This is a genomic window from Cupriavidus sp. BIS7 (assembly GCF_000292345.1).
In the GTDB taxonomy this organism is placed as follows: domain Bacteria; phylum Pseudomonadota; class Gammaproteobacteria; order Burkholderiales; family Burkholderiaceae; genus Cupriavidus.
On sequence record NZ_ALOU01000019.1, the window covers coordinates 190,713 to 211,681 of the forward strand.

General features: G+C 61.4%; 16 protein-coding genes and 1 tRNA gene. 10 read left to right on the forward strand and 7 right to left on the reverse strand.

Going from position 1 to position 20,969, the window contains the following annotated elements; translation table 11 throughout:
• Window positions 1-61 precede the first annotated feature (61 nt).
• From infB to truB, 3 genes are all read left to right on the forward strand, one after another.
• Window positions 62-3,001: a translation initiation factor IF-2 gene (gene infB / locus B552_RS0107295; RefSeq protein ID WP_019448347.1), complete on the forward strand. Its 2,940-nt coding sequence runs from the start codon at window positions 62-64 to the stop codon at window positions 2,999-3,001.
• Window positions 3,002-3,067: 66 nt separating this feature from the next.
• Entirely contained in the window at window positions 3,068-3,439 is a 372-nt protein-coding gene (gene rbfA, locus B552_RS0107300; RefSeq protein ID WP_019448348.1) for a 30S ribosome-binding factor RbfA, read from the forward strand.
• A gap of 59 nt (window positions 3,440-3,498) precedes the next feature.
• Window positions 3,499-4,440 (forward strand): tRNA pseudouridine(55) synthase TruB, encoded by a 942-nt coding sequence (gene truB, locus B552_RS0107305; protein ID WP_019448349.1) that lies wholly within the window; start codon window positions 3,499-3,501, stop codon window positions 4,438-4,440.
• Window positions 4,441-4,487: 47 nt separating this feature from the next.
• On the opposite strand, the gene B552_RS0107310 is transcribed toward truB, so the two are convergent.
• The 4 genes from B552_RS0107310 to B552_RS0107325 all read right to left on the reverse strand — a co-directional run bounded on the left by B552_RS0107310 (window position 4,488) and on the right by B552_RS0107325 (window position 9,490).
• Entirely contained in the window at window positions 4,488-6,095 is a 1,608-nt protein-coding gene (locus B552_RS0107310; protein WP_026035413.1) for a DHA2 family efflux MFS transporter permease subunit, read from the reverse strand.
• An 18-nt stretch (window positions 6,096-6,113) separates the two neighbouring features.
• A complete protein-coding gene (locus B552_RS0107315) occupies window positions 6,114-7,355 on the reverse strand; it encodes an HlyD family efflux transporter periplasmic adaptor subunit (RefSeq protein WP_019448351.1) in 1,242 nt (413 codons plus the stop codon).
• A 45-nt stretch (window positions 7,356-7,400) separates the two neighbouring features.
• Complete coding sequence (locus tag B552_RS0107320) at window positions 7,401-8,906, reverse strand: AdeC/AdeK/OprM family multidrug efflux complex outer membrane factor (RefSeq protein WP_019448352.1); 1,506 nt, start codon at window positions 8,904-8,906, stop codon at window positions 7,401-7,403.
• 71 nt (window positions 8,907-8,977) lie between these two features.
• A complete protein-coding gene (locus tag B552_RS0107325; RefSeq protein WP_019448353.1) occupies window positions 8,978-9,490 on the reverse strand; it encodes a MarR family transcriptional regulator in 513 nt (170 codons plus the stop codon).
• A 194-nt stretch (window positions 9,491-9,684) separates the two neighbouring features.
• Here B552_RS0107325 and typA point away from each other — a divergent pair, with 194 nt between their 5' ends.
• Window positions 9,685-11,505 carry a translational GTPase TypA gene (gene typA, locus B552_RS0107330; RefSeq protein ID WP_019448354.1) on the forward strand — a complete coding sequence of 607 codons (1,821 nt, stop codon included), beginning with the start codon at window positions 9,685-9,687 and terminating at the stop codon, window positions 11,503-11,505.
• A gap of 66 nt (window positions 11,506-11,571) precedes the next feature.
• Here the strand turns inward: typA and B552_RS0107335 are convergent, their stop codons facing one another.
• Window positions 11,572-12,495, reverse strand: a complete 924-nt coding sequence (locus tag B552_RS0107335; RefSeq protein WP_019448355.1) for a sterol desaturase family protein — start codon at window positions 12,493-12,495, stop codon at window positions 11,572-11,574.
• A 144-nt stretch (window positions 12,496-12,639) separates the two neighbouring features.
• On the opposite strand from B552_RS0107335, the gene B552_RS0107340 reads away from it, so the two are divergent.
• The 6 genes from B552_RS0107340 (at window position 12,640) to B552_RS28320 (ending at window position 17,399) form a co-directional block, all read left to right on the forward strand.
• Window positions 12,640-13,731 (forward strand): enoyl-CoA hydratase/isomerase family protein, encoded by a 1,092-nt coding sequence (locus B552_RS0107340; protein ID WP_019448356.1) that lies wholly within the window; start codon window positions 12,640-12,642, stop codon window positions 13,729-13,731.
• Window positions 13,732-13,817: 86 nt separating this feature from the next.
• Entirely contained in the window at window positions 13,818-14,378 is a 561-nt protein-coding gene (locus tag B552_RS0107345) for an NAD(P)H-dependent oxidoreductase (RefSeq protein ID WP_019448357.1), read from the forward strand.
• Between the two features lie 195 nt (window positions 14,379-14,573).
• Complete coding sequence (dusA, locus tag B552_RS0107350; RefSeq protein WP_026035414.1) at window positions 14,574-15,578, forward strand: tRNA dihydrouridine(20/20a) synthase DusA; 1,005 nt, start codon at window positions 14,574-14,576, stop codon at window positions 15,576-15,578.
• 936 nt (window positions 15,579-16,514) lie between these two features.
• The gene (locus B552_RS0107355) at window positions 16,515-16,775 is read left to right on the forward strand and encodes a hypothetical protein (RefSeq protein ID WP_026035415.1); all 261 of its coding nucleotides are present in this window, start codon (window positions 16,515-16,517) and stop codon (window positions 16,773-16,775) included.
• A gap of 117 nt (window positions 16,776-16,892) precedes the next feature.
• Window positions 16,893-16,968, forward strand: a tRNA-His gene (locus B552_RS0107360).
• Window positions 16,969-17,147: 179 nt separating this feature from the next.
• Window positions 17,148-17,399 carry a DUF3079 domain-containing protein gene (locus B552_RS28320; protein WP_083860251.1) on the forward strand — a complete coding sequence of 84 codons (252 nt, stop codon included), beginning with the start codon at window positions 17,148-17,150 and terminating at the stop codon, window positions 17,397-17,399.
• Here the strand turns inward: B552_RS28320 and aspT are convergent.
• Window positions 17,383-19,071 (reverse strand): aspartate-alanine antiporter, encoded by a 1,689-nt coding sequence (aspT, locus tag B552_RS0107365; RefSeq protein WP_019448360.1) that lies wholly within the window; start codon window positions 19,069-19,071, stop codon window positions 17,383-17,385. The genes B552_RS28320 and aspT overlap by 17 nt on opposite strands.
• Window positions 19,072-19,125: 54 nt before the next feature.
• On the reverse strand, window positions 19,126-20,742 hold the full coding sequence (locus B552_RS0107370) for a bifunctional aspartate transaminase/aspartate 4-decarboxylase (protein ID WP_019448361.1): 1,617 nt from the start codon (window positions 20,740-20,742) through the stop codon (window positions 19,126-19,128).
• Window positions 20,743-20,969 lie beyond the last annotated feature (227 nt).

A 20,969-nucleotide genomic window follows, 5' to 3' on the forward strand; every position in this document is an offset into this window, starting at 1 on the left:
CGGACGCGCTTTCCACACACGAATTGTCCCGACGTAGAAACCGAGCATTGAAAGGGTTTGAATGGCAAGCACAACAGTTGCCCAACTGGCCGCAGAACTGAGCCGCAGCCCTGCTGCACTGCTGGAACAATTGCAGGCAGCTGGGGTGGGCAAGGCAACGCCAGAAGACATCATCACCGAATCGGACAAGACCCGACTGCTGGATTACCTGAAGCGGTCACACGGTCAGTCCGATGACAGCGCGCGCAAGAAGATCACGCTGACCAAGCGCGAGACTTCCGAGATCCGCCAGTCCGACTCCACGGGCAAGACCCGTACGGTGCAGGTCGAGGTGCGCAAGAAGCGCGTCCTGATCAAGCGCGATGAGGTCGAATCGCACGGCGATGGCGCCGACTCCCAGGAAGCGGTCGAGGCCGCCGACGAACAGGTGCGCCGCGAAGAAGAGCAGCGCCGCGTGGAAGCTGAGGCCCTGGCACGCCAGGAAGCCGAGGCGCAGGCACGCCGCGAGGCCGCCGAACGTGATGAGGCGGAGCGCCGCGCGAAGCAGGAGGCTCTCGAGGCCGAGCAGCGTCGTCAGGCCGAGTTACTGGCGCAGAAGGCTGCTGAAGAAGCTGCTGCCGCACAGGCCGCAGCCGATGCCGCCGAGGAAACCGCGCGCACGAAGGCAGAAGAGGACAAGGCCCGTCTGGCCACCGAACGCGCGCAGGCTCAGAAGAACGCCGACGACGCCAAGGCTGCCGCCGACAAGGCACGCGCCGAGCAGGACAGCGCCAAGGCCGCGGCCGACAAGGCACGTGCCGAGCAGGATGCTGCCGCCCGTCGCCGTCGCGAGGCCGCAGAAGCGGAAGCGCGCGCGATTCAGCAGATGCTGAATGCGCCGCCACGCGTGCTGAAGGCGCCGTCGGAACGCAAGGCCGAGGAAAAGAAGGCCGAGCAGACCGGTACGCTGCACAAGCCGGTGAAGCCGGCTGGCGCTACGGCAGAAGCCAAGAAGGACGACAAGAAGGCCGCACCGGCCGCATCGACCACGACTGCCGCCGCTGGCGACAAGAAGGGTGGCAAGGGTGCTGGCGCTTCGACGTGGAAGGATGAAGGCAGCCGCGGCAAGAAGGGCGGTGGCCTGAAGACGCGTGGAGATTCGTCGGGCGGTACTGGCGGCTGGCGCAGCGGCCCACGTGGCCGTGGCGGCAAGCAGCACGCCGATGATTCCCGGAGCAACTTCCAGGCGCCTACCGAACCGGTGGTGCGTGAAGTGCACGTGCCTGAAACCGTCTCCGTGGCCGATCTGGCCCACAAGATGGCGGTGAAGGCTTCCGAGGTCATCAAGCAGATGATGAAGCTCGGCCAGATGGTGACGATCAACCAGGTGCTGGACCAGGAAACCGCCATGATCGTGGTGGAAGAAATGGGCCACAAGGCGTTCGCCGCCAAGCTGGACGATCCGGAAGCGCTGCTGGTGGTGGGTGGCGAGGATCACGGCGATGCAGAAATGCTGCCGCGTCCTCCGGTGGTGACCGTGATGGGTCACGTCGACCACGGCAAAACCTCGCTGCTCGACTACATCCGCCGCACGAAGGTTGCTGCGGGTGAAGCGGGCGGTATTACGCAGCACATCGGTGCGTACCACGTGGAAACCGATCGCGGCGTGATCACGTTCCTGGATACCCCGGGTCACGAGGCCTTTACGGCCATGCGTGCGCGCGGTGCCAAGGCAACCGACATCGTGATCCTGGTGGTGGCCGCCGACGACGGCGTCATGCCGCAGACCAAGGAAGCGATTGCGCACGCCAAGGCTGCTGGGGTACCGATCGTCGTTGCGATCAACAAGATCGACAAGCCGGAAGCCAACCCGGATCGCGTCAAGCAGGAGCTTGTGGCGGAACAGGTGGTGCCGGAAGAGTACGGTGGCGATTCGCCGTTCGTGCCGGTGTCGGCCAAGACTGGTTCCGGCATCGACGATCTGCTCGAGCAGGTTTCGCTGCAGGCCGAAGTGCTGGAACTGAAGGCCCCGGTCGAAGCTCCGGCCAAGGGTCTGGTGGTGGAAGCACAGCTGGACAAGGGCAAGGGCCCGATCGCAACGATCCTGGTGAGCAGCGGTACGCTCAAGCGCGGCGATGTCGTGCTGGCCGGCAGCGCCTACGGTCGCGTGCGTGCAATGCTGGACGAAAACGGCAAGCCGACCAAGGAAGCTGGTCCGTCGATCCCGGTGGAAATCCAGGGTCTGTCGGAAGTGCCAGCCGCCGGCGAGGAAGTGCTGGTGCTGCCGGACGAGCGCAAGGCGCGTGAAATCGCACTGTTCCGTCAGGGCAAGTTCCGCGACGTGAAGCTCGCCAAGCAGCAGGCCGCCAAGCTGGAAACGATGCTCGAGCAGATGACCGAGGGCGAAGTCCAGACGCTGCCGTTGATCGTCAAGGCCGACGTGCAGGGTTCGCAGGAAGCACTGGTGCAGTCGCTGCAGAAGCTGTCGACGAGCGAAGTGCGCGTGCAGATTGTGCACGGCGGCGTGGGCGGCATCTCGGAGTCGGACGTCAACCTGGCGACGGCTTCGAAGGCGGTCATCATCGGCTTCAACGTGCGTGCCGACGCTGGTGCGCGCAAGCTGGCCGAGCACAACGGCATCGACATCCGCTACTACAACATCATTTACGATGCGGTAGACGAGATCAAGGCGGCGATGTCGGGCATGCTGGCGCCGGAAAAGCGCGAGACCACGATTGGCCAGGTGGAAGTCCGCCAGGTCTTCCGTGTGCCGAAGGTGGGTGCTGTGGCCGGCTGTATGGTCACCGACGGTCTCGTCAAGCGCTCCTCGATGGTGCGCGTGCTGCGCAACAACGTGGTCATCCACGACGGCGAACTCGACTCGCTCAAGCGTTTCAAGGACGACGTCAAGGAAGTCAAGCAGGGCTTCGAGTGCGGTCTGTCGATCAAGAACTTCAACGACGTTCAGGAAGGCGACCAGCTCGAGGTGTACGAAATCACCGAGGTGGCGCGTACGCTGTAAGGCGATACGCAAAGACGGCAGGCTCCGGCCTGCCGTTTTCACTTCGGCTCACGCTCTCAGTTTTGCATGGCCAAGAAAGGCAATATTTCCTCCCGTAACCTGCGTCTCTCGGATCAGATCCAGAAGGAACTGGCCGCGATGATCCAGCGCGAGATCCGCGATCCGCGCCTGGGCCTGGTGACGCTGCAGTCGGTGTCGCTGACGCCCGACTACGCGCACGCCAAGGTCTACTTCACGGTGCTTGGCGCCGAGCCCGAGACGGCCGCTGCCATCCTCAAGGAGAAGGCGGGCTACCTGCATTCGCTGCTGTTCAAGCGTCTGCATATCCATACGGTGCCGACGCTGCACTTCCATCACGATACGTCGGTTGAACACGCGATCGAGATGTCGAAGCTGATCAACGAAGCGAATTCGACGCGCGCCAAGGACGACGAGTAAGTCTCCGGCGTATCCCGCGAGCCGGCCCTGGTGCCGGCGCCGCAATCTCCTCCCCCGCAATGACCGATTTCCAAGCCAACCGACCGCCCCGGCTGCCCCGCCGCGACGTGCATGGCGTGCTGCTGCTCGACAAACCGCTAGGCCTGTCGTCCAACGATGCGCTGGTGCGGGCCAAGCGCCTGCTGCGCGCCAACAAGGCCGGCCATACGGGCACGCTCGATCCGCTGGCAACAGGGCTGCTGCCATTGTGCTTTGGCGAGGCGACCAAGTTCTCGCAGGATCTGCTGGATGCGGACAAGACCTACGAAGCGACGGTACGGCTTGGTGCCACCACAAGCACTGGCGATGCCGAGGGCGAGATCGTCGTCGAGCGCCCGGTGACGTGTGACCGCGCCGCACTCGATGCGGCAATCGCTCGCTTTACGGGCGAGATCGATCAGGTGCCGCCGATGTATTCGGCGCTCAAGAAGGATGGCAAGCCGCTCTACGAATATGCGCGAGCGGGCCAGACCGTTGAGCGCCCGGCGCGCCGGGTCACGATTCACGCAATCTCCCTGCTGGACGTCGATCTGAATGCCGCAGCGTTCACGATGCTTGTTACGTGCAGCAAGGGTACGTACATCCGCACGCTGGCGGAGGACATCGGCGAGACGCTGGGCTGCGGAGCACATCTGACTGGGCTGCGCCGGACCGCCGTGGGCGATTTGACGCTGGCCGGCGCGGTCACGCTCGAACAGATCGAAGCACAAGCCGACGAGATGCGCCCGGCAATGCTTGCGCCCGTCGATGCATTGCTGCAGCGCTGCACACCCGTGAATCTGGACGCCGCCGCCGTGGGGCGCTTCCTGCAAGGGCAGCGCATTGCCCGACGGGATCTGCCGGAGGGGCAGGTACCCGAAGAAGGTGCGTTGGCGCGTGTCTATGGCGATGACGGCCGCCTGCTCGGCGTTGCCCGGATGCGGGAAGGCGCGTTGCGGCCGGAACGGCTGGTGAAGCTCTGAGGTTTTCCCCTCTCACGTAAAAAACGGGAGAGGGGGGCACAATCCGATCAGTGCGCGCCGGCCGCGTCTGCGCCGCCGCCGCCCTTCGCCCGCTTTGTCAGCCAGACAAAGCCGATCAGCACGAAGAACAGCACGCCTGAGATCCAGAAGATATCGTTCGCTCCAAGCATTGCTGCCTGTTGCGAGATATTGCGCTCGATCATGCCGTCTGCCTGCATTCGGCTCATGCCCATCTGCATCAGGTGGTCGATCTGCGCCTGGTACACCGGGTTGTATGGATTGATCTGCTCGATCAGTTGCGCATGATGCAGCGCCGAACGGTTTTCCCAGATCGTCGTCGAGATCGACGCACCGATTGCGCCGAACGTGATCCGCACGAAGTTGGACAGGCCGGACGCGGCCGGGATCTTCTCGGGTGGCTGGCCCGACAGGATGATCGACGTCAGCGGGATGAAGAACATCGCCATCGCAGCCCCCTGGATCAGCGTGGGGACTACCAGCGCGCGCGTGTCGACCCCCGTGGTGAACCCGGCACGCATGAAACTGACCACGCCAAAGGTGATGAACGCGGCAGTGGCCACCCATCGGGCGTCCACTTTTGGCAGCGTGCGCCCGATGATCGGAGAGAGGATGATGGCGAAGATCCCGACTGGCGCCATGACCAGGCCCGCATCGGTGGCCGTATAGCCGACGATGGTTTGCAGCCAAAGCGGCAGAATCACCAGATTGCCGAAGAACAGCCCGTACGCCACCGAGATTGCCACTACGCCAGCGGCAAAGTTGCGGCCCTTGAATAGGTGGATGTCGACGATCGGGTGTTTCTCGTAGTTCTCCCAGATCAGGAAGAACAGGAATCCGACAACTGCCACCACGCCCAGCGTCAGGATCACCGATGAGTGGAACCAGTCCAGTTCCTTGCCCTTGTCGAGCATGAGCTGCATCGAGCCAACCCAGATCACCAGCAAGGCCAGGCCGATCCGGTCGATCGGCAGGATCTTGGTTGGCGTCTCACGGTGACGGTAGATCGCCCACGTGGCGTAGGCCGTCATGATGCCGATGGGCACGTTGATGTAGAAGATCCACGGCCACGTCAAATTGTCCGAGATCCATCCGCCCAGCAGCGGCCCCATGATCGGCGCCACCAGTGTGGTCATGCCCCACAGCGCCAGGGCCATCGAACTCTTGGCTGCCGGGTAGCTGGCCAGCAGCAGCGATTGCGACAACGGAATCATCGGGCCGGCCACTGCACCTTGCAGCACCCGCGCGGCCAGCAGTGTCTCCAGGTTCGGCGCCACGCCGCACAGCCACGACGACAGTACGAACAGCAGGATGGACAGCACGAACAGGCGTACGGCGCCGAAGCGCGTGGTCAGCCAGCCGGTCAGCGGCACCGAGATCGCATTGGCTACGGCGAACGACGTGATGACCCAGGTGCCCTGGTTTGGCGACACGCCGAGGTCGCCCGAAATAGCCGGGATCGACACGTTGGCGATCGACGAGTCCAGCACGTTCATGAACGTGGCCAGTGACAGCGCGATCGTGCCGATCACGAGCTTTCCGCCGGACAGCGGCGGATGCGCTGCCGGGCGAGCGGGAGCGGGCTTTGGCGCCGGCGCCGCGCCGGAACCCGGCATTGCGGTGGTTGAATCTGCCATGGACAGTCAGCCTGTGGATCAGGTGTTGGCCGGCTTGGCCGCGGCGCGCGCTGCGCTGGCCGCCGCCGGAGCGGACGGTGCCGGCGTGCGGCCGCCGTTATTGACGGCGATGATGCGCGCGATCAGTTCGTCGGCATCCTGCGCCACCTTGTCATAGACGTCGGTTTGAAGCGGCTTGGCGGACGTCGCCGTGATCAGTGCCGCGCCTTCTTCCTTGCGCACATCCACCGTCACGTTCATCGACAGGCCCACGCGCAGCGGGTGCTCCTTCAGTTGCTGCGCATCGAGCGCGATGCGCACCGGCAGGCGCTGTACCACCTTGATCCAGTTGCCGGTGGCGTTCTGTGCCGGCAGCAGCGAGAACGCGGCACCGGTACCGGCGGAGAAGCCTTCCACGTGGCCGGTGTACTTGACCTTCGAGCCATAGACGTCGGCCTCGAGCTCAACCGGCTGGCCGATGCGCATATGGGTGATCTGCACTTCCTTGAAGTTGGCGTCGACCCAGACCTGGTCGAGCGGCACCACGGCCATCAGCGGCGTTCCGGCGGAAACGCGCTGGCCCACCTGGACCGAACGCTTGGCCACATAGCCGGTAACGGGCGCAGGCAGCGTCGAGCGGGCAAAGGCCAGGTAGGCCGAACGCAGGTTGGCTGCGGCACGCTGCACATTCGGGTGCTTTTCCACTGTGGTCTGGTCGGTCAGCACCTTGTTCGACGCAAGCTGTTCCTGCGCGGCAAGCAGGGCCGACTCGGCGGCCTTCAGCGAGGTCTGCGCATGTGAAATCTCTTCATTCGATACCGCGCCCGAGCCGGCGATGGCCTGGCGGCGCCGCAGGTCGTCACGCGCCTTGGCCACGTCTGCCTCGCGCAGTGCCACGTTGGCCGCCAGCGAGCCGTTGTTGACGTACAGCGTGCGCACTTCACGCACGACCTGGGCGAGCTGGGCCTCCGCCTGCTCCATGGCCACCTGCGTGTCGGCGCGATCAAGCTGGATCAGCGGCTGGCCAGCCGTGACCAGTTGCGTATCGTCGGCGGCGATCGACACCACGGTGCCGCCCACCAGCGGGGTCACCTGGACCACGTTGCCAGCTACGTAGGCATCGTCGGTGCTTTCGAAGTGACGTGCATAGAGGCCCCAGTAAAGGCCATAGCCGACCCCGGCCACCACGATCGCGGCGGTCAGCGTCATCAGCAGGCGCTTGCGTTTGTTGTCTGCTGTGGGGGCGGGATTCTGGCCGGCCGATTGCGGGTTGTTGCTCATATCGATCTCGTACGTTTTATCGTCGTGTCTTGCGTGGCCCGGCTGTCAGCCCCGGGTACCCTTTTCCGTGCCGGGCTTCCCGGCCTGTTCGTCGGCTTCCTGATAGCCGCCGCCGAGGGCCTTGATCAGCCCCATCTGCAGATCCAGGCGGCGCGCCTGCAGGTCGGTGGCCAGGCGGCGCTGCTGCAGCACCGTGCTTTCCGCGTTTAGCACGGTCAACTGGGTGCCAAGGCCGGCCTTGTAGCGCGTGGTGGCCAGCGAATAGGCGTGCTCGGCCAGTTCCAGCGCTTCGCGCTGGGTCTTGATCTGCTGGTCTACGCTGCGAATGCTGGTTACGGTGTCGGCGGTTTCGCGCAGTGCGTCAACCAGCGTCTGGTTGTAGCTGGCCACGGCGATGTTGTATTGCGCGTACTTGCCCTTGAGATTGGCGCGCAGGCGGCCGCCTTCGAATATGGGCAGGCGCAGCGTCGGGCCGATGCCAAACGTCCGGCTGACGCTCATCAGCAGGTTGGAAGGGTCAAGGGAAGCCAGGCCGGCGAACGCGGTGAGCGTCACGTCGGGCAGGAATTCCTTCTTGGCCACGCTGATGTCCTTGGAGGTCGCTTCCACGCGCCAGCGCGCGGCGACGAGGTCCGGGCGGCGGCCGATCAGTCCGATCGTCAGATCATCAGGCAATTGGGGCGTGGGATTGGCCAGCAGGGTGGGGCGTGCAATCTGCATGCCGCGGTCCGGTCCCTTGCCGAGCAGCGCCGCAATCTGGTTGCGCGCAAGCGCGATTTCCTCGTCGACAGCCTGCAGGTCTGTCTGCGCAGATGCCACCGTGGCACGTGCCTGGGTGGTTTCCACCTGCGTGTCCAGGCCGGCGGCCAGGCGTTGGCGCGACAGGTCGGTCAGGTCGCGGCGCTGCGCGATCGCGCGCTCGGCCACATCGCGCTGGGCGTAGAGGGCGGCCAGACGGTTGTAGCTGCGGGCGATCGACGTGGTCAGCATCAGGCGCGCTGCCTGGCTTTCGGCTTCCGTTGCGCGGTCGTCGGACAGCGCGGCTTCCAGCGCGTCGCGGTTCTTGCCCCAGAAATCGAGGTCCCACGACAGCCCGAACTGCAGGCGTGACTGGTTCTGCCACGAGCCCGCGAGCGGCGTGCCCGTAAACAGGTCGGTGGCCGAAAAGCGCTGGCGGATGATGCTGCCCTCGAAATCGACACTGGGATACAGCGCGGACCGCGTGGCGTCCGCCATCGCGCGCGAGGCCTCCACGCGCGCCAGGGCGATCTGCAGGTTCGGATTGTCGTTGACGGCTTCATCGGCCAGCGCACGCAGTTGCGGATCGTGGAACTGGTCAACCCAATCCTGCGACGGCCATTGGCCGTGGTCGGCGGTGAACGTCTGCGGCGATGCCAGCGTGCCGGGCTCGGACATCGTCTGGGTGCTGTGCGAATTGCCCAGCGCCGCGCAGCCTGAAATGGCCGCGGCAGCCAGGACCGTCAAGGCCAGGCTGCCGGCGCGGGCCGCAATACGATTGCGGTCGGGGGCGAAGGAAGTGGAGGGATTCATGGTGTGACTGTGACCAGATCTTTCTCAAACGGGAAGGGCACTCGGCCTTGGTTTGAATACTTGTTCGGGCCCTATCCGGAGTTTTCGTTTTCGTCCAAAGGGCAGACGGCACTGGCACTGCCGCCGCGGTTGTTCGCGATAAGCCGAAGCAGAAAGCTGCGCAGGATATCTATTTCTTCCTGGCTGAAGCCATCGAAATGCCGGCGCATCACGTTGCAGAACACCACTGGCAGCTTGTCGACCATTGTCTCGCCTTCAGGCGTCAGCGACAGGTCAACCACGCGGCGGTCGTTGTCTCGCCGTGTGCGTTCTATCAGGCCGCGCTTTTCCATGCGGCTCAGGAGCCTGGTCACCGAGCCGGCATCGGTACTGAGTTCGCGGGCCAGGTCGGTCACCGTGTTCGCTTCCCCCTTGGCCAGCATCATCAGGCAACTGGCCTGGGCATGAGTCATGTCCATGCCGTTCAGCTCCTGCTCGACACCCTGGGAGAGCATGCTCCTGGCGCGCGCGAGCAGATAGCCGACGCTCTTGCCGATTTCATAATGCTCGGGATCGAACAGGTCAGTGGGTGTGCTTGACGTCATCTCTTGTCGCTGCAATCTTTGCCTGGGCAAATATAAGCATGTGTCAATGATAGGACAAGATCGGAAATAGGCTATTGCGGAAAACGCAATCGCGTCCGTTGATCTATGCTGAACAGCAATGGAGCATTCTGCGCTGCAACATGCTAGAATGTCGGGTTAATTTTTTCCGATAGCTCCGCTTCAGGGGACGCCGAATGACCCGCGCCATCCGTAATATCGCCATCATCGCCCACGTCGATCATGGCAAGACCACACTGGTCGACCAACTCCTGCGTCAGGCAGGCACCTTCCGCGACAACCAGCAGATCGCCGAACGGGTGATGGACTCGAACGATCTGGAAAAGGAACGCGGGATCACGATTCTCGCGAAGAACTGTGCCGTCGAGTACAACGGCACGCACATCAACATCGTCGATACCCCGGGACACGCCGACTTCGGCGGTGAAGTGGAGCGTGTGCTGTCGATGGTCGACGGCGTGCTGCTGCTGGTGGACGCCGTGGAAGGCCCGATGCCGCAAACGCGTTTCGTGACGCGCAAGGCACTGGCGCTGGGCCTGAAGCCTATCGTCGTGATCAACAAGATCGACCGTCCGGGCGCGCGTCCGGACTGGGTGATCAACCAGACCTTCGACCTGTTCGACAAGCTGGGCGCTACCGACGAACAGCTCGACTTCCCGGTCATCTACGCGTCGGGCCTGAACGGCTACGCCGGCATGACCGAAGACGTGCGCGACGGCGACATGAAGCCGCTGTTCGAGACCGTGCTCGACAAGGTGCCGGTCCGTAACGATGACCTCGACGGCCCGCTGCAGTTGCAGATCATCTCGCTGGACTATTCCAGCTACGTTGGCAAGATCGGCGTTGGCCGCATCTCGCGTGGCCGCGCCAAGCCGCTGCAGGACGTGGTGGTCAAGTTCGGTCCGGAAGGCAACCCGATCAAGGGCCGTATCAACCAGGTGCTGAAGTTCAGCGGCCTGGAGCGCGAGATCGTGTCCGAGGCGGAAGCCGGCGACATCGTGCTGATCAACGGTATCGAAGAACTGGGCATCGGCTGCACGGTGTGCGCGCCGGATGCCCAGGACGCGCTGCCGATGCTGAAGGTGGACGAGCCGACGCTGACGATGAACTTCTGCGTCAACACGTCGCCGCTGGCCGGCCGCGAAGGCAAGTTCGTGACCAGCCGTCAGCTGCGCGAGCGTCTGGACCGCGAACTGAAGTCCAATGTGGCGCTGCGCGTGAGCGATACGGGCGACGACACGATCTTCGAAGTGTCCGGCCGCGGCGAACTGCACCTGACCATCCTGCTGGAAAACATGCGCCGTGAAGGCTACGAGCTGGCCGTGTCGCGTCCGCGCGTGGTGTTCAAGGAAATCAATGGCGTCAAGCACGAGCCGTACGAGCTGCTGACCGTGGACGTCGAAGACGGCCACCAGGGTTCGGTCATGGAAGAGCTGGGCCGCCGCAAGGGCGAACTGCTCGACATGGCTTCGGACGGCAAGGGACGTACGCGTCTGGAATACCGCATCCCGGCTCGTGGCCTGATCGGTTTCCAGGGCGAGTTCCTGACGCTGACGCGCGGCACCGGCCTGATCAGCCACATCTTTGATGACTACGCACCGGTGCGCGAAGGCGGCCTGGGCGAACGCCACAACGGCGTGCTGATCTCGCAGGACGACGGCGATGCCGTGGCCTACGCACTGTGGAAGCTGCAGGATCGCGGCCGCATGTTCGTGAAGCCGGGCGATGCGCTGTACGAAGGCATGATCATCGGCATCCACAGCCGCGACAACGACCTGGTCGTGAACCCGATCAAGGGCAAGCAACTGACCAACGTGCGCGCGTCGGGTACCGACGAAGCGGTGCGCCTGGTGCCGCCGATCCAGATGTCGCTCGAGTACGCGGTGGAATTCATCGCCGACGACGAACTGGTCGAACTTACGCCGAAGAGCATTCGTCTGCGTAAGCGCCATCTGAAGGAGCACGAGCGCAAGCGTGCTTCGCGCGAAGCGGTGTAATACCGGTTCTCGCCGAACAAAAAACCGCGCCGTTCTGGCGCGGTTTTTTTTATGTCCTCTAGCGAATCAGATGCCCTCGGTTCGCTCCCCTCGCCCGCCTGCGGGAGAGTGGTCGGGGGAGAGGGCAGGCGTGTCTAGTGCCGCAGCTTTCGAACACCGCCATTCCGGCGGCTTCCACAGATAACGCAGATCCTTTTCGCGCCATACGTCGCCAAACATATCGCGCCATTCGTGAAACGTCAGCGTCAGCGGATTGTGTGTGTGAACCTGTCGCGTGATCCCATACTGTGGCGCATCGCCTTCAGGTACGAACGTACCGAACATCCGGTCCCAGATCGTCAGAACTCCCGCGTAGTTGCGATCGATGTACTGCGGATTCTTCGCATGGTGCACACGGTGCACGGAAGGCGTATTGACGAGCGTTTCGATTAGCGGCCAGCGCTGCCCTAACCGGGTGTGCACGAAGAATTGAAAGGCCAGGTTGAGGCCTACGGCCAGGATCACCCAATCTGGCGTGAATCCGATGAAGGCCAGCGGAATCCAGAAGATCCACATGCCGGAGATCGGGTAGGTCAGGCTCTGACGGAAGGCCGTCGAGAAGTTCATGCCCTCAGAGGAGTGGTGCGCCACGTGCGACGCCCACATCCAGCGCACGCGATGACTGGCCCGATGGAACCAGTAGTAAAGGAAGTCCTGAAGCAGCAACAGCAGGGCAAATGACCACAGGGTCTCCGGCATCGCACGCAAGCCATGCGTGTAGCACCATGTATAGACCGTGCGCACCATCAGCCAGAGAAAGAACGCATCGGACGCCTGGTGCATCAGCGCGAGCGTGGCGTTGGACAGCGTGTCGCGCCAGCTATAGACCGTGCGGTCTCGTTTCGACCAGTACCAGGCCTCCCAGCCAATCGTCAGCACGAAGACCGGGGCGAAGGCCAGCAGGATCAGGCCGGGATCGAATGCAGCGGGGGCGGGAGCGTTCGGTGTCATGGCGCAAGTGTGCACATTTTCAGCAACTTCGCATGGAAGGATTCCTCCATACGCGCGCAAGTGGCGGGTGGGCCTCCTCCGCATGCTCCGAAGGCAGGAAACGTGACTGGCGTAGAATCGCTGCCTTCAGGATTGGAGACAGAAATGACGGAGTTTGTATCGACCCAGGTACAGGGCGGCGTTGCCTACCTGACGCTGACCCGCCCGCAGGCCCTGAACGCGCTGTCGCTCGAGATGATTCGGGCATTTACGGACGCGCTGCAACGCTGGGAGAGCGATCCCGAGGTGCACGCGGTGGTAGTAGCTGGCGCCGGCGGCAAGGCATTCTGCGCTGGCGGCGACATTCGCTGGTTCCACCATGCACACCATGCTAACGATCCGCTGCTCGACCAGTTCTTTGTCGAGGAATACGCGCTCAACTATCTGATCCATCGATACGGCAAGCCCTACATCGCACTGATGGACGGCGTGGTGATGGGCGGTGGCATGGGAATCTCGCAAGGGGCGCGACTGCGCGTCGTGACCGAGCGGACGAAGATGGCGATGCCGGAGACCAATATCGGCCTGTTCCCCGACGTCGGCGGCGGATGGTTCCTGGCGCGTACACCGGGTCGTATCGGCGAGTTTCTGGGCCTGACTGGCACGGTGATCGGCGCGGCCGATGCGCTCTTCGCCGGGCTGGCCGATGCCTATCTGCCGACGAACGCGGTCGCCGAGATGGTGGCTTCCATGCAGGCCCAACGCTTCGACAATGGCGATGCGGTGCTGACCCACATTGCAACCTTCACGCGCCAGCACACTGGCGCCTGTGTGCCGCGTGACAGTCAACTGGCGCGCCACGCGGACCAGATCGACGCGCTGTTTGCCGGGGCGACGGCGCAAGCCATTCTGGCCGCCGTGAGCGATGCCGAAGGCGACTGGGCCGCGCAGATTGCGGCCGCGCTGCGCAGCCGGTCGCCGCTGATGCTGTGTGTCACGCTCGAGCAGATTCGTCGCGCCCGCACGATGTCGCTCGAAGACGAACTGCGCATGGAACTCGACATGATGCATGACGTATTCCGCCATGGGGATGGTGTCGAAGGGATTCGCGCACTGGCCATCGACAAGGATCACCAGCCCAAATGGAACCCTCTGCCCCTGGATGAAGTTAGTCCGGCGCGCGTGCGCGCATTCTTCGATAGCCCGTGGCGCCGGGAGGATCATCCTCTTGCCACGCTGGGCGGCCAAGTCGAGTAGAGTGACGGCTGGACTGGCCCGCAGCATTGACGCCGGGCCGGCCTTCGCTTCACTTCGAACTCGTGTGAACAGTGAAAGGAGCCGATATGAGCAGTCCTCGTGATGTTGCCGTACTGGTGGGAAGCCTGCGCAAGGAATCCTTCAACCTGAAACTGGCCAAGGCCCTCGCCGCGCTCGCGCCACCGCAACTGAAGCTCGACATTGTCGAGATCCGGCAACTGTCGCTGTACAACCAGGACGACGATGCCAGTCCGCCCGCCGAATGGGTGGCGTTCCGTGACCGAATCCGTCGTGCCGACGCGGTGCTGTTTGTGACGCCCGAGTACAACCGCTCTGTCCCCGGCGCGCTCAAGAATGCTATCGACGTCGGTTCGCGCCCCTATGGCCAGAGTGCCTGGGATGGCAAGCCGGGCGGGGTGATCAGCGCATCGCCGGGAAACATTGGTGGATTCGGCGCGAACCACCATCTGCGCCAGTCGCTGGTGTTCCTGAATATCCCGGTTCTGCAGCAGCCCGAGGCCTATATCAGCGGCGCGGACAAGTTGTTTGACGAACACGGCGCCATCGCCAATGAATCGACACGAGGCTTCCTGAGCAAGTACCTGGCGACATTCGCGTCCTGGATCGAGAAGAACGCGCCACGCTGATTAGAAGAGAGGTCTCCCGCCAATTGGCACCGGGCGAGTTGCTGGAACGGCACCTCCGGGTGCCGTTTTCCTTTTGAGCAGTTCACGCGTGTTTGCGTGGCCCTGCCTGGGTGCGGCAAGTCGCGTATACTTTCTGGTCCTCAATATCCGACGATTGGCTGCAGTTGCCGACGTCATTCCCGCCGCATTACTCGCATGACTATAAATCCGCGCCGCATCTCGGTGGCCCCCATGATGGATTGGACGGATCGCCACTGCCGCACATTTCACCGCGCCCTGAGCCAGCACACCTGGCTTTACACGGAAATGGTGACGACGGGCGCGTTGCTGCACGGGGATGTTGCGAGGCATCTCGACTTCAGTGCGGCGGAACAGCCCGTGGCATTGCAGCTTGGCGGCAGCGAGCCGGCCGATCTCGCGCAAGCGGCAAAGCTCGGCGAGCAATGGGGCTATAAGGAAATCAATCTGAACTGTGGCTGCCCGTCAGAGCGCGTGCAGCGCGGCGCCTTCGGCGCCTGTCTGATGGCAGAACCACAGCTTGTGGCCGACTGCGTGAAGGCGATGCGCGATGTGGTGTCCGTGCCTGTGACGGTCAAGCATCGCATCGGGATCGACACGATCGAGCATTACGGCTTTGTGCGTGATTTTGTCGGCACTATTGCCGATGCCGGCTGTGAAACTTTCATTGTTCATGCCCGCAATGCGATTCTGAAAGGATTGAGCCCAAAGGAGAATCGTGAAATTCCGCCGCTACGATATGAGGTTGCTTATCAGCTAAAGGACGAGTTCCCGAAACTCGAAATCCTGATTAATGGTGGCGTTGTTTCGTACGGCGAAATTGCAGAGCACCTGGAACATGTCGATGGGGTAATGATCGGACGCCAGGCTTACCACGAGCCATATTTTCTTGCCGAAATGGACATGCGCTTCTATGGGGCAGACACGCCCATCCCCACGCGTGAAAATGCCGAGATGGCAATGCAGGAATATATTGGCAAGCTTGTGGAGCAGGGCGGTTATATGGGTGCGGCAACGCGCCATATGCTCGGATTGCATCGAGGCGTGCACGGTGGGCGTGGCTGGCGGCGTGTGCTATCAGACGCGCGCCGCATGAATGCCGCACGCACCCGTGCGGATGTCGATGCGCTGTTCGAGGAAGCGCGTTCGCATCTTCGTCCAGACCTGCTTGAGGCTGCCTGACCCGGTGTCACTTTGATGACTGGATGTCGAGGAAGGACTCTAAAATAGAACAGTCGTTCCGTGCCGTAAGACTCAAATGTATGCTGTTGCGGCGTTTGCGCCTGTCGGTTGGCCTGAAACCCGCGCCAGCAAAGGGATTCCCCTAATTAGCCAGCGGCGTCCCATGTTCTTACACTGTGCCTGCCCTCGAATACAGGGCTTTCTTCAACTGATTTTGCAGCCCGCCGTGTGCGGGCTGTTTTTTCTTGTTTGATGTCTTTTCATCACTTTCCGGGCCCTTGGGTTTGCCCGGATAGTGGACGTTCCATCCTGCGTCTACATTGAAAGCGCCTTCAGGGCATTGAGATCGCTAAATTGAGAGTCCGCTTTGGCGGGCTCTTTTTTTTGCCTCGTCCTGGATGGAGCTTGCCGTCGTTTTAGGAACAAGGCTTCGACAGGCGGACGTAAAAAGAGTTCCAGGTTCACTGGCAGGGAATAATTCGACAATGTTGTTGCGGATTATTCCGGCGCTACAACTACGTCGAATAAAAAAACAGGCGACGTTCGTTTGAAGGTCGCCTGACGGGAATGTCGAGGGGGGTCAATGTCCCTCAAATAGGAGTATCCCCGGCAGCATCATTCCATTGAACCCTGCGTTGGTGGGGGCAGATGAGCGTATTTTTGAATTGCTCAGTTACTGATTTTTGGTGCGGAGTCTGCATTGGGCGCTTTCCAGCCTGGCTGTGCGCCCCTGCTTGAGTTGCGGCAGCTGAGGTGCGTTGGCGCCATGTTAGGATGTCGCCCATTGCCGCGCAGTCGGCATGTGGGCAGTGAGCCGGCCGCGTTGGGCTGGTTCAAGTGGGGGAATAAAAGAAGCGGGGCTGGCCGACCGGGAATTGAGCGCTTGCGGAGCGGGCGCCGTTGCTCCGGATCGGAAGCGAGCTCTGGAGGTTCAGCATGGAAACGGACGAGCCATTCGGTGAGGTTTTCGAGGACTACCGGGTGATCTGGGTAGTTGAGCAACTGCAGGACGGTAAATGGACCGCGCGCTATTGCTGGCATGAAGGGACGTCGGCAGAGGCGGGAAAGGCCCTGCAGCGCGATGTGCTGAACGGCAAATCGAAGCGATTGCTTGGATTGTTCCCCACTGAAGCGGATACGATCGCCGCCATCAGGGAGGCCGTGCTGTTGGAGGCGAAGTGGCAGGGGCCTCGCTGACGACCAGCATCGAAGTTTTTTGAATTTTTTTGTGCCGGATACTAGCCATCGGCTTGAAAGTCTTGTATAGTCTTGTTTTTCGCTGATCGGCAACGCCGGCAGCAAAAAATCTCTACGGTGGCTGTAGCTCAGTTGGTAGAGTCCAGGATTGTGATTCCTGTCGTCGTGGGTTCGAGTCCCATCAGCCACCCCAAAGAATTCCCTTGCAAAACAGCCGCTTAGACAAGCGGCTGTTTTGCTTTCTGGGTGTTCATCGAGTGGCTAGGATCTGAGCAAAGTTTGCGTTGGCGCAACTGGCGTCCAGTTTTACCATCGAGCCAACTTTCCCCGCACTACCATCAAGCCATCGGATTTCAGCGATGTTTGCTAGCCATGGCCAAGAAGTTTCCTATTCATCCCAAGCACCCTGAGCGTGTGTGTTGGGGCTGCGACAAGTATTGCTCCGTCGATGCCCTGGGCTGCGGCAATGGATCGAGCCGCACGCAGCATCCTGCCGAATTGCTCGGTGAGGATTGGTTTCTGCACGGCGACTGGGGCATTGAGCCCCAAGTCGAAGTAGCTCCCGAAACGAAAGTCGTACCAGTGCTGCGTGCTGATCAGAACTCGGTCACGACAAAAGCATGATCACGACCATCCCCCAGATCGTAAGCAGTGTGTTGCCTACGGCATAGGTCACCGTGTAGCCAAGGCCGGGCACCTGGCTCTGTGCTGCTTCGCAGATCATGCCAAGCGCCGCCGTGGTGGTTCGCGCGCCGGCGCAGGTTCCCAGCACAAGCGCCGGATGAAAGCGGAACACATACTTGGCCAGGAACATCCCGATAATGAGGGGTACCGCTGTCGAGAATATGCCCCATAGAAAAAGGCTGATGCCGAGCTTCTGCAAGCCAGCGATGAAGCCCGGGCCCGCAGAAATTCCCACAACCGCAATAAACACATTGAGGCCGACCGAATTCATGAACCAGAGAGTTGGTTCGGGGATGCGACCGAAGGTCGGATGAATGGCCCGGTACCAGCCGAAGATAATGCCGGCAATCAGCGCGCCGCCTGCGGTGGAAATCGTCAAGGGGATTCCGCTGACATTGATCACGATGGCGCCAATCAATGCGCCGACGGTGATGGCCAGCGACACGAATGCTACGTCGGTGACAGTCGTTGGGCGATCGATATAGCCAATTTGCTTGGCCGTCGTGTTGATGTCTTGCGTGCGGCCGACCACGGTAACGACGTCGCCGCGATAGAGCTTGGTCTTGGGCAGTACCGGAATGACCGTTTCGGTTGGGCCCCGTTTGATTTTCTTCAGGAACACACCGCGGGCCCCGGGCCAGTGGGCCATTTCCTGGAGAGTATGGCCATCCACCTTCTTATTGGTGATGTAGATGTCCACGCCTTCGGTGTGTACGTCGAGCAGTTCCAAGTCTTCGACTTCTCGTCCGCTCGGCCCGAGTTTAGCGATCAGTTGATCGCGCTTCCCTCCAATTGCAACAACGTCGCCGGGTTCAAGAACGGTGTCGGCGTTCGCCTCGATGATCTTGCCGCCGCGGCGAATGCGCTCGATAAACGCGCGCACGCCTTCCGGAGTGTGAGCTTCCAGTTCCCCCACTGATTTGCCGATGTAAGGGCTCTGCGGCGCCAGCGCATAGGCGCGCAACTCGAAATCGTGCCATTCGGTGCCGCCTTCGCCTTCTGCCCCGGCGCCAAGCTCCCGCTCGTAATCCTTGCAGGCCGCAACCAGGTCGATACCAAGCAACTTGGGGCCAATCTGTGCCAGGATGATCGCGGAACCGACCGTGCCGAAAATATAGGTCACCGCGTAGGCAATTGGCATGCCGTCAAGAAGCTGCTTGGTTTCTTCCGGGGATCGCCCCAAGCGGTTCATGGCATCGGTAGCCAGGCCCATTGACGCTGAAATCGTCTGCGAACCCGCGAAGAGTCCGGCTGCCGACCCCAGGTCGTAGCCGGCAATCTTCGCAGCGACGACCGAAGAGGCCAGGCAAAGCACGGCCATTATCGCTGCAAATATGGCCTGCGGGATGCCGTCCTTGGCAATGCCGCGAACAAACTGCGGTCCCACGCCATAACCAACGGCAAACAGAAACATAAGAAAGAAGACCGACTTTACATTCGGCGAGATCTTCACGCCCAGGATGCCGATAACGATCGCCACCAGCAGTGTCGATGTCACGGCACCGAGGCTGAATCCCTTATAGCTTTTCCCGCCAACCCAGTAACCGATTCCAAGCGCAAGGAAGATCGAAATTTCGGGATACGCCTTGAGGGTCGAGACAAACCATGTCATTGCCTACTCCCGTTGTTGTAGACTGAAATGTAGGAACTGCTGCGAATTTGCGAGTTACTTCTTCTTCGGCTTCTGTGTCTTGCCGCCGGTTTCCTGATAGCGCGCCAGATACTCGTCACGCAGCTTGCGCACGGAACGGCCAATCTTTACGTAGTCTTCTTCATTGAGATTGGCCAGCGAGACCCGCCCGGATGGGTGTCGGGTACCAAAGCCGCCGCCGGGCAGCAGAACCACTCCGGCTTCCTCTGCCAGCCTGAACAGCAGCTCGTGAGGCTGGATCGATTCCAGCAGCCATTTGACGAAATCGGGGCCGACTTCGCGGCTCATCTGCTCGACATTGAGCAGCGTGTAGTAATCGACGACGTTTTCGTCCACGGGCTCCGGGGCGACGCCCATGCCGCGATACAGCGCAGCCTTTCGGCTTCTGATCAGCCGCTTCATGGTCTTCTTGTAGCGGTCCGCCGAATCCATTAGCGAGAATAGCGAGAACAACACCATCTGGACCTGCTGAGGTGTGGAGAGGCCCGCGGTGTGGTTGAGCGCCACTGTGCGACTGTCGGCCACTACGCGATCGATGAAGAGCAGCTTCTCTGGTTCAGTGGTAATGGATGAGTAGCGCTTGTTCAGATCTTTCTGGATATCCTTGGGCAGCTTGGCAATCTGTTCGTCAAATAAATTGGATTTGTGTGTGGCAATAACGCCAAGCCGCCAGCCGGTGGCGCCAAAGTACTTCGAGTACGAATACACCAGAAGCGTGTTCTTGGGGCACATCGCAAACAGGGATGTGAAATTGTCGGCGAACGTGCCATACACATCGTCTGTGAGCAAAATAAGGTCCGGGCGCTCCTGAACAATTTCGGCGATGTATCTCAGGCTCTCATCGCTCATTTTCACCGATGGGGGATTGCTTGGATTCACCAGGAAGAATGCCTTGACCTTGGGGTCGCGCAGCTTGTCCAGTTCCTTCTTGGGATACTGCCATCCGCCTGCCGGATCGGCATCAATCGAGACTTCCGTCAGGTGATATTCCTGCAGCTCTGGTATCTCGATATAGGGCGTGAAGATCGGCATGCCTAATGCGATCGTGTCACCTGGATTGAGCAGGTGATTGACGCGCATTGAATTGAACAGGTATGTCATGGCCGCCGTGCCGCCCTCGACCGCATACAGATCAAAATCACCAATGAATGGGTGCGTCCCAATCATTTCCTTGCGGATGTACTGCTTGACGATTTTCTCTGTCAATCGCAGCATGCGATCAGGAACCGGGTAATTGCAGGCCAATATTCCTTCGCACATTTCATAAAGAAAATCGCCGCCGTCGAGTCCGAGTTGGTCGCGCACAAATGAAACGGCCCCTGACAGGAATTTCACTCCCGGTACATCCTTGTGCACACGTGCAAAGAGATCGAATCGCTCTTCAATTCCCGCGCGCCTCGGAAAGCCGCCCACGCCTTCAGGCAGGTATGAGAACGATCGCTCCGATTCGATCATGGCGAAGAGGCCAAGCTGCCAGAAGCCGTGGCGCGGAACGGTTGCAAGGAAGTTGGGATTGCCGCGGCCGGCATTGAGCATCAGGCGATTCGATACGCTGCCCGCCAACTTGATAAGCTCATCCTTGAGTTCGAAAGGCGACAGACTGGCGAGCTTGGACGTATCGTGCTTGGCCATCGTGCATCTCCTGAAGGTGCTGTCCCGCAATGGGGTTTTTCATTTATCGGCATCGATCCGTGCGGTGAGCAATACGCTGCTACTTGATGCTTTGCGCCACGATCGATGGTCCCGCTAATCACCCTAGCTGGAGAGCCGGAAATTTTCATTGGCCCAAAGAACTACATATCACCTAGGATTTTTGGGGACTTTGCAGCGTCTGCTTTGTAATCTGTGAAGAACACAAT